This is a genomic window from Mesorhizobium sp. M1217, assembly GCF_040318275.1.
GTDB lineage: Bacteria > Pseudomonadota > Alphaproteobacteria > Rhizobiales > Rhizobiaceae > Mesorhizobium.
Genome location: NZ_JAMYMA010000003.1, coordinates 326,931 through 340,574, shown reverse-complemented (window position 1 = coordinate 340,574; position 13,644 = coordinate 326,931). Strand labels below are relative to the sequence as shown.

Genomic DNA, 13,644 nt, shown 5'->3' with positions numbered 1-13,644 from the left:
CGATCCGGCTTTGTGGAAAAGTTTAACGAATATTTTTATTATTTTTTTGCACGCGGCTTTGCCGAAGCCGCAGGCGCTGCCTGACCGGTCATTTCGGCAAGCTTGGCCTCGAGCGCTTCGATGCGAGCAGCGAGGCGGGTGTTTTCTTCCCTGGCCTTCGCCGCCATGTCGCGAGCGGCCTCGAATTCCTCGCGCTGCACGACGTCCATGGAGTTGAGTATCCGCTCGGCCTGGCCCCTGAAGGCGGTCTCCACCTCGCGCCGCACGCCTTGCGCGGCACCGGCTGCGTCGGTCATCAGCTTGGCGAATTCATCGAGAATGCGGTTCGGTCCGGTCGCCATGGCAAATCCTCGCTTGGTCGAATTGACGTAGTGGCGCACGATGCGGAATGCAAGCATGTGCTCGCCTTGACCCTGCCAAAACCCTGCCGCATGGTCCGCGCCCGAACGTGACCGGAACCGGGAGACCCTGTTGAGCGAATATTTGCTGCCGCTGGCTGCCCTGCCCTTCCCCAACATCGATCCGGTCATCGTCCGGATCGGACCGCTGGCGGTGCATTGGTACGGCGTCGGCTACATCGTCGGCATCCTGTTCGCCTGGTGGTATGCCAAGCGCCTCGTCACCAACCCGAAACTCTGGCCCGACGGCACCCTGCCGATGAAGCCCGTGGATCTCGACGACTTCATCGTCTGGGCGGCCATCGGCGTGGTGCTCGGCGGACGCACCGGCTACGTGTTGTTCTACGACCTGCCGCGTTACATCGCCAATCCGCTCGATGTCGTCGCCGTCTGGCAGGGCGGCATGTCGTTTCATGGCGGCCTGCTCGGCGTCATTCTCGCCATGACGCTGTTTTCCCGGGCGCGTGGCATCCGCACATGGTCGCTGTTCGACGTTGTTGCCGCCGGCGTGCCGGTGGGGCTTGGCCTCGTTCGCCTGGCAAACTTCATCAATTCCGAACTATGGGGCCGACCGACCGACGTTCCATGGGCATTCGAATTCCCCAATGGCGGCCCATTTGCACGCCATCCGAGCCAGATCTACGAGGCGCTGCTCGAAGGGCTGGTGTTGTTCCTTGTCCTGCGCTTTCTCACTCATTCGCGGCTCAAGCTGAAGACGCCGCGCTTCGTCGGCGGCGCCTTCATTGCCGGCTATGGCGCCTCGCGCGTCTTCGTCGAATTCTTCCGCGAGCCCGACCAGCAGCTCGGCTATCTCCTTGGCACGAGCTGGCTCACCATGGGCATGGTGCTGTCGCTGCCGATGGTGCTGGCCGGCATCTGGGCGATGGCTACAGCCAAGCCGGTGACAAAACCGCAGCCCGCATGACGCCGCTGAAGACACGCATCGCCGAGCTGATCGGTGCGGTGGGACCGATCCCCATCAGCGAATACATGGCGCTCTGCCTGTTCGATCCGCAGGACGGCTATTATAAGACACGCGAGCCGTTCGGCGCCGCCGGCGACTTCGTCACCGCGCCGGAGATCAGCCAGATGTTTGGCGAGCTGGTCGCCGTCTGGCTCTACCAGGCATGGCTGGCGATCGGCCGGCCGACGCCGGTCGCCATCGCCGAAATAGGCCCCGGCCGCGGCACGCTGATGAGAGATATGCTGCGCACGCTTTCGCGGCTCGATCCGACGCTTACCGCCAGCGCATCATTCGCCTTGATCGAGACCAGTCCGCGGTTGACCGAGGTCCAGAAACGGACGCTTGCCGGGACGTCGGCCACCATCGCCTGGAATGAAACCATCGACACACTACCGCAGGGGCAGCTTCTGATTGTTGGCAACGAGCTGTTTGACGCGGTGCCTATTCGCCAGTTCGTCCGCGCCGGAGCCGGCTGGCGCGAACGGATGATCGGTCTCGACGATGCGAACCGGCTGCGCTTTTTCGTCGGCGCCGGCTCGCTCGATCCGATGCTGCTGCCGGAGGGTGCCGAGAATGCGCCGCAAGGTGCGATCGTCGAGGTGGCGCCAGCCCGCGCCGCCCTGATGGCGGCCATCGCCGGGCGACTTGCCGGATTTGGCGGCGCCGGCCTGTTTCTCGACTACGGTCACCTCCAGCCCGGCATCGGCGACACCTTGCAGGCCTTGCGCAAGCACGGTCATGAGGACGTGCTGGCGAATCCGGGGGAGGCCGACCTCACCGCCCATGTCGATTTCGCTGCCCTCGCTGCAACCGTTCGGGCACACAGCCTCGATGCCCACCTCTCCACGCAAGGTGAATTCCTGCTCAAGATGGGGCTTCTCGAACGAGCTGGCCGGCTCGGCGCCAATGCCGATGAGGCAGCTCGTGAAAAGATCGCGGCCGACGTCGAGCGCCTCGCCGGTCAGCAGGCCATGGGCGAGCTCTTCAAGGTGCTTGCCATCCTTCCTCCCGGCATTGCCGTTCCGCCGTTCGCAAGCGCGGATTGACTTTTCGCTGTCGCCTCTACCACTCTCCCCTCTCCGGCTGCGCCCGACATCAACTGCACTCGCCTTCAACTGCGCCCGCCTTCAACTCGCCTACCTTCAACTTGCCTACCTTCAACTCGCCGCCTTCAACGCGCTTGACGAAATCGCCCATACGGACAACAAAGCCGCCATGCTGAATCAGACCAAACCGGATCCCGTTCGGTCGCCCTTGCTGGAAACGGCGCAAGGCATCCGCCACGGCTACTTCACACGCGTCGGCGGCATTTCCAGCGGCATCTACCGGGGCCTCAACATCGGCACCGGATCGAGCGACGACCAGACGCTGGTGCGCGAGAATCGCCGCCGCGTCGCCGAATGGATGGGCGTGGCGGCAAGCCATCTGCTGACTGCTCATCAGGTTCATTCGCCGGACGTCGTCATCGCCAGGGAACCTTTTGCCGGCGAGCGTCCCAAGGCCGATGCCATCGTCACCGACCGGCCGGGCATTGCCATCGGGGCCTCGACCGCCGATTGCGGACCGGTCCTCTTCGCTGACGCCGAGGCGTGCATTATCGGAGCCGCCCATGCCGGCTGGAAAGGCGCTTTCACGGGAGTGCTGGAAAACACCATCGCGGCAATGGAAAGCCTCGGCGCCCAGCGTGACCGCATCGTCGCAGTGCTCGGTCCTTCCATCGGCCCACAGAATTACGAAGTCGGACCGGAATTCGTCGCCCGCTTCGTCGACGCCGATGCCGGTAATGCCCGCTATTTCGCGCCCTCCGCAAATGCCGGACACGCGATGTTCGATCTCAACCGCTACACGGTCGACCGGCTGACCAAGGCTGGCGTCAATGCCGAAGGGCTCGGCCGCTGCACCTATGCCGAGGAAGAGCTTTTCTACTCCTATCGGCGCAGCACGCATCGCAACGAGCCCGACTACGGACGGCAGGTTTCGGCAATCGTTTTGGAGACTGACTGATGGCGCTGCATTTCGAACGCTCGGAATTCGACGCGCGGCGCGATCGACTGATGATCGAGATCGCCGAAAAGAAGCTCGACGCCGTCCTGCTGTTTGCGCAGGAAAGCATGTATTGGCTAACCGGCTACGACACGTTCGGCTTCTGCTTTTTCCAGTGCCTGGTGGTCAAGGCCGACGGCTCGATGGTACTGCTGACGCGTTCGGCCGATTTGCGCCAGGCACGCCACACCTCGATCATCGACAACATCGTTTTGTGGACGGATCGCAACGGCGCCAATCCGGCGGTCGACCTGCGCAATTTGCTCAACGAGCTTGACCTGCTCGGCGCCCGCATCGGCGTCGAATACGACACCCACGGCCTGACGGCATATAATGGCCGGCGCCTCGACGAGCAGTTGCAGACCTTCGGGCAGATCGCAGATGCCTCTGGCATTGTCAGCCGGCTGCGGCTGTTCAAGAGCCCGGCCGAAATCGCCAAGGCGGAAAAAGCCGCAAATCTGGCCGACGACGCGCTGGACGCAGCACTGCCGCTAATCAAGCAGGGCGGCGATGAGGCGCTGATCCTCGCCGCCATGCAAGGCGCGATCTTTGCCGGCGGCGGCGATTATCCGGCCAACGAGTTCATCATCGGCTCGGGCGTCGACGCCCTGCTCTGCCGCTACAAGGCCGGTCGCCGCAAGCTCACCAAGAACGACCAGCTGACACTCGAATGGGCCGGTGTCTTCCATCACTACCATGCGGCAATGATGCGCACGGTGTTGACCGGCAAGGTATCGAAACGCCACCAGGAATTGTTCGATGCCGCCCGCGCCGCGCTACTTGCAGTCGAGAAGGCGATGACACCTGGTAATACGTTCGGCGACGTGTTCGACGCCCATGCCCGCACGCTCGAAGCCCACAATTTGACCAAGCACCGGCTCAATGCCTGCGGTTATTCGCTCGGCGCCCGCTTCACCCCGTCCTGGATGGATATGCCGATGTTCTATCAGGGTAATCCCGAACCGATTGCGCCGAACATGACGCTGTTCGCCCATATGATCATCATGGACTCCGAAACCGAAACGGCGATGACCCTTGGCCGCACCTACCTGACGACCGAATCCCAGCCGAAGCCGCTGTCCCGCCATGATCTCGACTTGATCGTGCAGTGAATCCATAATGGAAAAAGTGTGAGGGGCGTTCGTCGCCAAGGAGTTTTCAGGCTAATGAGACGATCGCATGTGACGACCGTGTCATTGCTCGCGGCGCTGGCGCTGGCGGCTTGCACCAATGCGAAGGACGTTCTCGAACCCTCGGCCATCGCCCCGCAATCGACCCAATCCCTGCCCGGAGCCGGCGGCGCCGCAACGCCCCCCTCAACTGCGGCGCCGTCTTCCGGCACCGCGCCAACTGCAGATACAGCGCAGCCTCCGGCGGCAGCAGCCGTGCCGCCCGCCAAAAGCGCCGCTGCCATTGCGCGAACCCGGCTGCAGGTGGCGCCGATCGTCGGCGCCTCGGTAGAAGCCGCGACACCGCTGACCGCCGAGCTTCAGACACGCGCCAGGCAGCGTGGCATCACCTTGGCCGGCAGCACCGACCAGACCCCAACGCACGTGCTCAAGGGCTATTTCTCGACCATGACGGAAGGCAAGGACACCACCGTCATCTATGTCTGGGACATCTATGACCCGGCCGGCAACCGGCTGCATCGCATCAACGGCCAGCAGAAGGCGCCCTCCGTCGGTGGCGGCGAAGGCTGGGCGGCGGTCGCGCCGGCGACCATGCAGGCGATTGCCGACCAGACAATCGACCAGTTCGCCACCTGGCTTGGCGGCGGCGCCGGCTGACCTGGAGCATGATTCCGAAAAGTGGAATCCGGTTTTCGGAAAAGAGCATGCTCAGACTGAAAGATAGAAGCTATCCCGATTCTGTCGGCATCGAAGTGGACCTATCGCCGCATCGTCAAGCCGTAAGCGATTATTGAGATTAGCCGGCGGATTCCCATTCACGACGCTTGCAATACCGGCGCGGGCCGCTAAAAGCCCGACTAAGAGGCTGGAGTGCTATCGGAGTCTCTCAATCCTTCGCCAGGAACGGTGCATGAAGCTCTTCGCGGGCAATTCCAACAGGGTGCTGGCCGAATCAGTCGCCCGCTACCTCAACATTCCGCTGGGCAAGGCCAGCGTCAGGCGCTTCGCTGACCAGGAAATCTTCGTCGAGATCCAGGAGAACGTGCGAGGCGAGGACGTCTTCATCCTGCAGTCCACCTCGTTCCCGACCAACGATCATCTGATGGAACTGCTCATCATGATCGACGCCTTCATGCGCTCCTCGGCCAAGCGTATCACTGCGGTTATTCCTTATTTCGGCTATGCCAGGCAGGACCGCCGCGCCTCCGGCCGCACACCGATCTCGGCCAAGCTGGTAGCCAACATGATCACGCGGGCGGGCGTCAACCGGGTGCTGACGCTGGATCTGCATGCCGGGCAAATTCAGGGCTTCTTCGACATCCCGACCGACAATCTGTTTTCCGTGCCGGTGATGGCGCGTGACGTGAAGGCGAAATACAAGCAGCTCGCCAATGTCATGGTGGTGTCGCCGGATGTCGGCGGCGTGGTCCGCGCCCGTGCCCTCGCCAAGCGCATCGATGCCCAGTTGGCCATCGTCGACAAGCGTCGCGAGCGCCCCGGCGAATCGGAAGTCATGAACGTCATCGGTGACGTGCGCGGCAAGGATTGCCTGTTGATCGACGACATCATTGATTCGGGCGGCACGCTATGCAATGCGGCCGATGCGCTGCTTGCCGACGGCGCCACCAGTGTCACCGCCTATACTACCCATGGCGTTTTGTCCGGCGGCGCCATCGCCCGCATCGGCGCCTCGAAACTGCAGGAACTGGTCATCACCGATTCCATCCAGCCGACCCAGGCAGTGCTGGACGCCGCCAATATCCGCGTCATCTCCATCGCCGAACTGATGGGCGAGGCGATCTCCCGCACGGCAACCGAGGAATCGGTGTCGAGCCTGTTCGATTAATACATGTCGCGCAAAAGTGAGCAGCGGTTTTGCGACAACGACATGCATAAAACAAGACCCTAAAGCGCGTCGCATGAGACCGGTCGAACGCGACGCGCTTTAGGGCTGCGACTCAGGCCGAGCCGGACCGCTTATTCGCCGCACACCTTCACCAGCACCACGGGCGCCGCGCATGTAACCGCGTGGCGAGGCTCCCAGCATGCGCTTGAACATGGTGATGAACGCCGGCACGCTGTCATAGCCGAGATCGAGCGCCACCCTTGTGATCGGCTCGCCGTCGGCCAGCCGTGGCAGCGCCGCGAACAGACAGGCCTGCTGGCGCCAAGTCGACAGCGACAATCCGGTCTGGCGATGAAAGGCGCGGGTGAAAGAGCGGCGGCTCATGCCGACGATAGCGGCCCATTCATCGATCGTCGCGTGCGGTGACGGTGCCGAGACGAAGCGCCGGCACAGCGCTGCCAGCCTTGCGTCGGACGGGAACGGCAGTCCGAGTGGCCGTTGCGGCAGGTTCGGGATTTCGTGCAGCAGGAGCTTCATGATCAGCCCGCCCCGCCCCTCCAGCTCGGCGCCCTGCGGCAGCTTTTCCGATTCCACGATCAGGCTGTGCATCAGGTCGGTGATGCCGACGACGCGCAACCCGTCCGGCAGGCCGGGAATGGCCTCCGGCATCACATAGACGGAGCGCATGCTGACGTCGCCCAGCATCTCAACCGAGTGTTCGGTGCCGGCTGGGATCCACATCGCGTGGTCGGGGGGCACCATCCAGCGCCCATGCCGCGTCGTCACCAGCACGACACCGACCAGCGCGTGCAGCAACTGGCTGCGGCTGTGATGGTGCCGCGGCACGTGATAGCCGTCCGGATATTCGGTCGGCAGCGCCACCGCCGGCCCGACGGCCTGCTCCAGCCATTGCCAGCGACGCTCATGCAACAGCCCAAGATCGGTATCGCCCGCTCTGAACATTTCCCTGCCATGCGGCATCAGCTATGGCCCACTTGCGAAACTATTGGACCAAACCACGAAAGAAGTCGCGTGACAAGCAACGTATAAGGCAGCCGGCCCATAAGACCGCCTGCGGGAGCGCCCGCCAAAAAGACCACGGAGCCTGCCTTGACCGATACCACAGCAACCGCCGACGCCAAGCCGGCAGCGGCCAGCCACATTTCAGCTCAGGCGACGGCCTTCACCGTCATCCTGGCGGTGAGCTTCTGCCATTGCATCAACGACATCATGCAGTCGCTGCTGTCGGCGATCTATCCGCTGCTGAAGGACAATTACGGTCTCGATTTCTGGCAGATCGGCCTTTTGACTTTCACCTTCCAGGTGACGGCATCCTTGCTGCAGCCGGTGATCGGCATGATTACCGACAAGCGGCCGATGCCGTATTCGCTGCCCTACGGCATGGCCTCTTCGTTGATCGGCCTGGTCGTGCTGGCCTATGCTGGACATTACTCGCTGCTCCTCATCGGCGCCTCGCTGATTGGCATTGGCTCGGCGATCTTCCACCCGGAATCCTCGCGCATCGCGCGCTTCGCCTCTGGTGGCAGGTTCGGCCTGGCACAGTCGCTGTTCCAGGTCGGCGGCAATTTCGGCCAGGCCATGGGGCCGCTGCTGGCAGCCTTCATCGTCGTGCCCTTCGGCCAGACCAGCATCGCCTGGTTCGCCGGCGGCTCGCTGATCGGCATCATCGTGCTGTGGCAGGTCGGCGGCTGGTACAGCCGCCTGCGTGCCGCGCAGAGCACCCGCAAGGCGGCAGGCTTCGTCTCGCCCTTCCCGCGCCGCAAGGTGATGGGAGCGCTGCTGGTGCTGACGCTGCTGGTACTGACCAAGAACGCCTATATTTCCAGCCTTGCCAGCTATTATACCTTCTATTCCATCCATAAATTCGGCGTTTCAGTCCAGATGTCGCAAGTCATGCTGTTCCTGTTCCTCGGCGCCTCGGCCCTGGGCATCCTGCTCGGCGGCCCGTTCGGCGACCGCTACGGGCAGAAGGCGATGATCTGGTTCTCGATCGTCGGCGTGCTGCCCTTCACCCTGGCCCTGCCCTATGCCAATTTCGAGTGGACGATGGTTCTCACCGTGCTGATTGGCCTGATCCTGTCCTCGGCCTTCTCGAACATCGTCGTCTTCGCGCAGGAACTCGTGCCCGGCCGGGTCGGCATGATCGCCGGCATCTTTTTCGGCTTCGCCTTCGGCATGGGCGGCATCGCGGCCGCCGTGCTTGGCGTCGTCGCCGACATGAAAGGCATCGATTTCGTCTTCCAGGTCTGCTCGTATTTGCCGCTACTCGGGCTGCTGACGGTTTTTCTGCCTAACATGAAGGAAGCGAGGAAGGTGACCACGGTCGGATGAAGCCCGGTTCGGTTTCTAAGCGAATCCCCTCTTCCGACGCGCCCGTCCAGCCGCCGTGCCATCGCCCGCTGCGGTTATTTGGGCCAGGCCCGGCGACGCCGATTTGGCGGCCGTCAGCCGCTTTCGTAGTTCGTTCCCTCTACACCCAGGCCTGCAGCTGCCCACTCGGGCAAGCCGCCTTCGAACCGGCGCGAGGCCCAGCCTCGTGCCCTCAGGATTGCCAAAGCGTCGGCCGACAGAACGCACTGGACCCCACGACAATAGGCGACAACGACCTTCTCTCGTGGAAGCTCCGCAAGCCGCTGCTCCAGCTCATCAGCGGGAATGTTGATCGCACCCGGCAAATGCCCCGTCGCGAATTCGTTCTGCGGCCTGACATCGAGCAGCACGACTTCGTCGTTTCGCATGCGGCGCACGAGTTCCTCGCGCGAGATGTTTTCCAGCCTGTCCGGCTGGCTAATGCTGTCGTTGATAAACTCACGGATCTGCTCGCGTCTATGGTTTGCAAGGCTTCGCAGCGCCGCGAACACGTTTTCGATTGGGCCATCTGCAAGCCGGTACAGAACGCGTTTTCCGTCTCGCCGGGTCTGCACCAGGCCCGCTCGCTTGAGATGTTGAAGATGCTGCGACGTATTCGCCAATGCGATCCCCGAAAGCTGCGTCAGCTGCTCGACGGCCAGTTCGCCATCGGCAATGTGACGCAGCAGAACCAGCCGGTGGGCATGCCCCAAGGTGCGGGCGAGATCCGCTACTTCGTCGAAGATCGGGTGGTGAACGTCCGTGCTTTTCATATGACTTGGCTAGCATTAATCAATCAATCAATCAATATGTTGAATGATTGATTCTAATTGGTTAACGTCTGGCTGAAACAGGAGAGCAAAAATGTTGGAGTTCGTTGTCCGTGCGGCCGTCATTGGTATCGGCGCGACAGCCCTGATGGACCTTTGGGGATGGTTTCTGAAGCGAATGCTCGCGATTCCATCGCTTGATTACGCCTGGGTCGGCCGCTGGATCGGACACTTTCCGCGTGGCCGTTTCGCGCACGCGAATATCGCGCAAGCTGCTCGCGTTCGCGGCGAAACCGCCATTGGATGGAGCGCACATTACGCGACCGGCATCGTATTTGCCGCGGCGCTGATTGGAGTGTGGAGCCTCGACTGGGCACGGCACCCGACAGTGCTTCCGGCCCTGTTGGTCGGCGTCTGCACCATCGTCGCCCCGTTCTTCGTGATGCAACCGGCTTTTGGGATCGGCATCGCGGCTTCGAAAGTTCCCAATCCGCGCACTGCGCGCCTGCGCAGCCTTATGACCCATCTGTCCTTTGGCGTCGGACTGTACATTGCAGCATTGCTTTCGGCACTGCCGTTTCCGGCCTGACATTGATGGGACACGGTCCGTCCCTGGGCACCTTCCGCCCCGCTTGCACCTCGCGCCGCCTTCCGCTATAGAGCCGCCACCCGCGTAGACACCCTTGGAGGCAACGCGGCGGAAGGCCGCCTTCCCGCATGATCCCGAAAAGTGGATTCCGGTTTTCGGACCAGGTCATGCGTTAGCTATGTCGGCTTTCGACGTTTACGGCCCCGGCACGTTGCCGGCCGCGAACGCTCCAGAACAACGCGAAAGGAAATGCCATGAGCCACGATACTTACGAGCTCAAGGCCGAAGCGCGCGAACAGGTCGGTAAGGGGTCCGCCCGTGCAGTTCGCCGCAACGGTAAAGTGCCTGCAGTGATTTACGGCGACAAGCAGCCTCCCCTGGCGATTGCGCTGACCTATAAGGACATCTACTACAAGATCCATGGCGGCGGGTTTCTGACCACGGTCGCCACGATCGATGTCGACGGCAACAAGATCCAGGTTCTGCCCAAGGACTTCCAGCTCGACCCGGTCAAGGATTTCCCGGTCCATGTCGATTTCCTGCGCATCGGCAAGGACACCGAAGTCAATGTCGACGTGCCCGTGCACTTCATCAATGAAGACAAGTCGCCCGGCATCAAGCGCGGCGGCGTGCTCAACATCGTGCGCCACGAGGTCGAATTCCACTGCCCGGCCAATGCGATCCCGGATTTCATCACCATCGATCTCACCGGCACCGATATTGGCGATTCGATCCACATTTCGGCCGTCACCTTGCCGGCCGGCGTCAAGCCGGTGATCTCCGACCGTGACTTCACCATCGCGACCATTGCCGGCTCCTCGGCGATGAAGCCGGAGGCCGTAGAAGAGACGACTGAAGCGGCTGCGCCCGAAGCGGCTCCTGCCGCCGAAGAGAAGTAACCCCTTCCCGCCCGGAGGCGACGATGCTTGTCTTTGCAGGCCTCGGCAATCCGGGCGCGAAATACGCCAACAACCGGCACAATGTCGGCTTCATGGCGGCGGACGCGATCGCCCGCCGCCATTCCTTTTCGCCCTGGTCGAAGAAATTCCAGGGGCTGATCGCCGAAGGCACGCTTGCCGGCGACAAGGTGATCCTGATCAAGCCGCAGACCTTCATGAACCTGTCCGGCCAATCGGTCGGCGAAGCCTTGCGCTTCTATAAGCTCGGCCCTTCGGCGCTGACTGTCTTTTATGACGAGATCGACCTTGCCGCCGGCAAGGTGCGGGTCAAGGTCGGTGGCGGCTCCGGCGGCCACAACGGTATCCGCTCGCTCGACCAGCACGTCGGCAAGGATTTTCGCCGTGTGCGCATCGGCGTCGGCCACCCCGGCGTCAAGGAAATGGTGCATGGCCATGTGCTCGGCGATTTCGCCAAGGCCGACCGCGAATGGCTGGACGTGCTGCTCGACGCAATCGCCGATGGTGCCGGATTGCTTGCCAAGGGCGACGACAATTCGTTCATGAATCGCGTGACGCTGGCGCTGCGCGACAAGCTCACGCCGACGGACGACGACGACCGCCCGCCACCCAAGGCGCCAAAGGCACAAAGCCACGTCCGTCAGGCACGGCCGCAGCAACCGGCGGCCAAGCTGCCCAAAACCGGCCCGATGGCGGCGATGCTGAAGAAGCTTTTTGGCGGCAAGGACTGAGCCATGAATATGGATGACGTCCAGCAATTGGTTCGCCGCGTAAGGCAGAAGTATGTTGATTATTTCGTCGCCGCTGCCGGCGAACTTGCTCGCAACGGCCAAGGATCGCATGCGACCGAGGTCAAGTTTTCGAACGTCGATTCCTTCTATCGAAATCTCATCGCGGTTGATTTCGTCGGCAATGACGGACAGCCAAATCCGCAGTTCATCAATAGCGATACCTATGTGAAATTCTCTCCGGATATTCACGCCGGGATCGGTGGAATGGATGTCCTCATCTCACCGTTCAAGTGGGACGAGGTTCATTTCAAATTCCCCGTAAATGAGCTTGACGGCGATCTCTTCGACGAATGGTTTCGCGGCTGGTTCGATATCGATGGCGAGCGTGAAACATCGGAGACCTTAGGAAGCATCATTCACAGTGCGCAATTGCTCGAGGGGCAACTGACGATCGATTTCGGAACCGCGGATGTCGACGCGTTCTGGCATCTTCTGCAAATACTGAGCAGGTCCGGCGTTCACGCGTTGGCGATAGGCACCGATGACATCGCGCAGCGTCTGAATTGAATTGCGCCTTGACGATCGTCGGCGCTTTCGCCCATAGCCCTGATCAAATTTCGATTTCCCGATAGGACCAGACAAAAATGGGTTTCAAATGCGGCATCGTTGGCTTGCCCAATGTCGGCAAGTCGACGCTCTTCAATGCGTTGACCAGGACGGCGGCGGCACAGGCCGCCAATTATCCGTTCTGCACCATCGAGCCGAACACCGGCGAGGTGGCGGTGCCCGACCCGCGCCTGCAGAAGATCGCCGCGATCGGCAAGTCGAAGGAGATCATCCCGACGCGCATCTCCTTCGTCGACATTGCCGGCCTGGTGCGCGGCGCCTCGAAGGGTGAAGGGCTGGGCAACCAGTTCCTCGCCAACATCCGCGAGGTCGACGCCATCGTCCATGTGCTGCGCTGTTTCGAGGATGACGACATCACCCATGTCGAGGGCCGCATCGATCCTGTCGCCGATGCCGAGACCGTCGAAACCGAATTGATGCTTGCCGACCTCGACAGCCTCGAGCGCCGCATCGTGCAGATCCGCAAGCGTGCCGCCGGCAAGGACAAGGAGGCAGCGACCGTACTTCCCATGATGGAAGCGGCGCTTGAACTACTGCAGGCCGGCAAGCCCGCCCGCATCCTGCTCAACGGCATCTCGGCTGAGGATCTGCGCATCCTGCAGGGACTGAACCTTTTGACGTCGCACCCGGTGCTTTACGTGTGCAACGTCGCCGAAGCCGATGCCGCCATCGGCAACGCCCATACCAGGGCGGTCGAGCAGATGGCGGCCGCGCAAGGTGCCCGCACCGTTGTGATTTCGGCGGCGATCGAGGCCGAGGTCGCCCAGCTCTCGGACGAAGAGGAAATGGAATTCCTGGCAACGCTCGGCCTGGACGAACCCGGCTTGAACAAGGTCATCCGCGCCGGCTACGAGCTGCTGCAGCTCATCACCTACTTTACCGTCGGGCCGAAGGAGACACGCGCCTGGACCGTGAACAAGGGCGCCAGGGCGCCGCAGGCGGCAGGCGTTATCCACACCGATTTCGAGCGCGGCTTCATCCGCGCCCAGACCATCGCCTATGACGACTTCGTCAGGCTGGGCGGCGAAGTGGCGGCTAAGGAGGCCGGCAAGGCGCGCGACGAAGGCAAGGAGTATGTCGTCCAGGACGGCGACATCATGCTGTTCAAGTTCAACACCTGACCAGGCGAGGGAGCCCAGCGGCCACCATTGCCGCCGCTCGATGCCAAACTTCAAAGCAGGGGTCGCAGTGCCTCTTGCGCTGCTTGACGGGCCGTCGTGCGGGGTCTAAGGGGCCTTTGCACCGGCCTCGCGCCTCAC

The 13,644-nt window shown here is 62.3% G+C and carries 15 protein-coding genes; 12 read left to right on the top strand and 3 right to left on the bottom strand.

All coding sequences use genetic code 11. The annotated features are described in order from the left end of the window. Positions 1–38 precede the first annotated feature (38 nt). Positions 39–341: an accessory factor UbiK family protein gene (locus NKH37_RS06815; protein ID WP_023719187.1), complete on the bottom strand. Its 303-nt coding sequence runs from the start codon at positions 339–341 to the stop codon at positions 39–41. Between the two features lie 130 nt (positions 342–471). Here NKH37_RS06815 and lgt point away from each other — a divergent pair, with 130 nt between their 5' ends. The 6 genes from lgt (at position 472) to NKH37_RS06785 (ending at position 6,381) form a co-directional block, all read left to right on the top strand. Then, a complete protein-coding gene (lgt, locus tag NKH37_RS06810; protein ID WP_352483082.1) occupies positions 472–1,323 on the top strand; it encodes a prolipoprotein diacylglyceryl transferase in 852 nt (283 codons plus the stop codon). Then, entirely contained in the window at positions 1,320–2,408 is a 1,089-nt protein-coding gene (locus tag NKH37_RS06805; RefSeq protein ID WP_353004845.1) for a class I SAM-dependent methyltransferase, read from the top strand. Before lgt ends, NKH37_RS06805 begins: the two co-directional genes overlap by 4 nt. Before the next feature lie 169 nt (positions 2,409–2,577). Continuing rightward, positions 2,578–3,366 (top strand): peptidoglycan editing factor PgeF, encoded by a 789-nt coding sequence (pgeF, locus tag NKH37_RS06800; RefSeq protein ID WP_353004843.1) that lies wholly within the window; start codon positions 2,578–2,580, stop codon positions 3,364–3,366. After that, positions 3,366–4,517, top strand: a complete 1,152-nt coding sequence (locus NKH37_RS06795; protein WP_023678425.1) for a M24 family metallopeptidase — start codon at positions 3,366–3,368, stop codon at positions 4,515–4,517. The genes pgeF and NKH37_RS06795 overlap by 1 nt, the downstream gene beginning before the upstream one ends. A 54-nt stretch (positions 4,518–4,571) precedes the next feature. After that, complete coding sequence (locus tag NKH37_RS06790; RefSeq protein WP_352591747.1) at positions 4,572–5,192, top strand: hypothetical protein; 621 nt, start codon at positions 4,572–4,574, stop codon at positions 5,190–5,192. 253 nt (positions 5,193–5,445) lie between these two features. Continuing rightward, entirely contained in the window at positions 5,446–6,381 is a 936-nt protein-coding gene (locus NKH37_RS06785; protein ID WP_023678427.1) for a ribose-phosphate pyrophosphokinase, read from the top strand. A 99-nt stretch (positions 6,382–6,480) separates the two neighbouring features. On the opposite strand, the gene NKH37_RS06780 is transcribed toward NKH37_RS06785, so the two are convergent. Then, positions 6,481–7,362: an AraC family transcriptional regulator gene (locus NKH37_RS06780; protein WP_353040871.1), complete on the bottom strand. Its 882-nt coding sequence runs from the start codon at positions 7,360–7,362 to the stop codon at positions 6,481–6,483. A gap of 129 nt (positions 7,363–7,491) precedes the next feature. On the opposite strand from NKH37_RS06780, the gene NKH37_RS06775 reads away from it, so the two are divergent. Further along, entirely contained in the window at positions 7,492–8,733 is a 1,242-nt protein-coding gene (locus NKH37_RS06775; RefSeq protein ID WP_352482090.1) for an MFS transporter, read from the top strand. Positions 8,734–8,846: 113 nt separating this feature from the next. On the opposite strand, the gene NKH37_RS06770 is transcribed toward NKH37_RS06775, so the two are convergent. After that, positions 8,847–9,524: an ArsR/SmtB family transcription factor gene (locus NKH37_RS06770; RefSeq protein ID WP_352787744.1), complete on the bottom strand. Its 678-nt coding sequence runs from the start codon at positions 9,522–9,524 to the stop codon at positions 8,847–8,849. A 91-nt stretch (positions 9,525–9,615) separates the two neighbouring features. Between NKH37_RS06770 and NKH37_RS06765 the strand changes: the two genes are divergently transcribed. The 5 genes from NKH37_RS06765 (at position 9,616) to ychF (ending at position 13,506) form a co-directional block, all read left to right on the top strand. Next, complete coding sequence (locus tag NKH37_RS06765) at positions 9,616–10,110, top strand: DUF2938 domain-containing protein (RefSeq protein WP_023719195.1); 495 nt, start codon at positions 9,616–9,618, stop codon at positions 10,108–10,110. A gap of 254 nt (positions 10,111–10,364) precedes the next feature. Beyond that, the gene (locus NKH37_RS06760) at positions 10,365–11,009 is read left to right on the top strand and encodes a 50S ribosomal protein L25/general stress protein Ctc (protein WP_023719196.1); all 645 of its coding nucleotides are present in this window, start codon (positions 10,365–10,367) and stop codon (positions 11,007–11,009) included. A 23-nt stretch (positions 11,010–11,032) separates the two neighbouring features. After that, on the top strand, positions 11,033–11,758 hold the full coding sequence (gene pth, locus NKH37_RS06755) for an aminoacyl-tRNA hydrolase (RefSeq protein ID WP_023719197.1): 726 nt from the start codon (positions 11,033–11,035) through the stop codon (positions 11,756–11,758). Positions 11,759–11,761: 3 nt separating this feature from the next. Next, a complete protein-coding gene (locus NKH37_RS06750; protein ID WP_023719198.1) occupies positions 11,762–12,325 on the top strand; it encodes a hypothetical protein in 564 nt (187 codons plus the stop codon). Between the two features lie 77 nt (positions 12,326–12,402). Further along, on the top strand, positions 12,403–13,506 hold the full coding sequence (gene ychF / locus NKH37_RS06745; RefSeq protein ID WP_023719199.1) for a redox-regulated ATPase YchF: 1,104 nt from the start codon (positions 12,403–12,405) through the stop codon (positions 13,504–13,506). Positions 13,507–13,644 lie beyond the last annotated feature (138 nt).

What these genes read in the sequence shown, in the direction of transcription:
- NKH37_RS06815 (WP_023719187.1), bottom strand. Translation starts at nt 341, where the DNA reads ATGGCGACCGGACCGAACCGCATTCTCGATGAATTCGCCAAGCTGATG.
- NKH37_RS06805 (WP_353004845.1), top strand. Translation starts at nt 1,320, where the DNA reads ATGACGCCGCTGAAGACACGCATCGCCGAGCTGATCGGTGCGGTGGGA.
- pgeF (WP_353004843.1), top strand. Translation starts at nt 2,578, where the DNA reads ATGCTGAATCAGACCAAACCGGATCCCGTTCGGTCGCCCTTGCTGGAA.
- NKH37_RS06795 (WP_023678425.1), top strand. Translation starts at nt 3,366, where the DNA reads ATGGCGCTGCATTTCGAACGCTCGGAATTCGACGCGCGGCGCGATCGA.
- NKH37_RS06790 (WP_352591747.1), top strand. Translation starts at nt 4,572, where the DNA reads ATGAGACGATCGCATGTGACGACCGTGTCATTGCTCGCGGCGCTGGCG.
- NKH37_RS06785 (WP_023678427.1), top strand. Translation starts at nt 5,446, where the DNA reads ATGAAGCTCTTCGCGGGCAATTCCAACAGGGTGCTGGCCGAATCAGTC.
- NKH37_RS06780 (WP_353040871.1), bottom strand. Translation starts at nt 7,362, where the DNA reads ATGCCGCATGGCAGGGAAATGTTCAGAGCGGGCGATACCGATCTTGGG.
- NKH37_RS06770 (WP_352787744.1), bottom strand. Translation starts at nt 9,524, where the DNA reads ATGAAAAGCACGGACGTTCACCACCCGATCTTCGACGAAGTAGCGGAT.
- NKH37_RS06765 (WP_023719195.1), top strand. Translation starts at nt 9,616, where the DNA reads ATGTTGGAGTTCGTTGTCCGTGCGGCCGTCATTGGTATCGGCGCGACA.
- NKH37_RS06760 (WP_023719196.1), top strand. Translation starts at nt 10,365, where the DNA reads ATGAGCCACGATACTTACGAGCTCAAGGCCGAAGCGCGCGAACAGGTC.
- pth (WP_023719197.1), top strand. Translation starts at nt 11,033, where the DNA reads ATGCTTGTCTTTGCAGGCCTCGGCAATCCGGGCGCGAAATACGCCAAC.
- NKH37_RS06750 (WP_023719198.1), top strand. Translation starts at nt 11,762, where the DNA reads ATGAATATGGATGACGTCCAGCAATTGGTTCGCCGCGTAAGGCAGAAG.
- ychF (WP_023719199.1), top strand. Translation starts at nt 12,403, where the DNA reads ATGGGTTTCAAATGCGGCATCGTTGGCTTGCCCAATGTCGGCAAGTCG.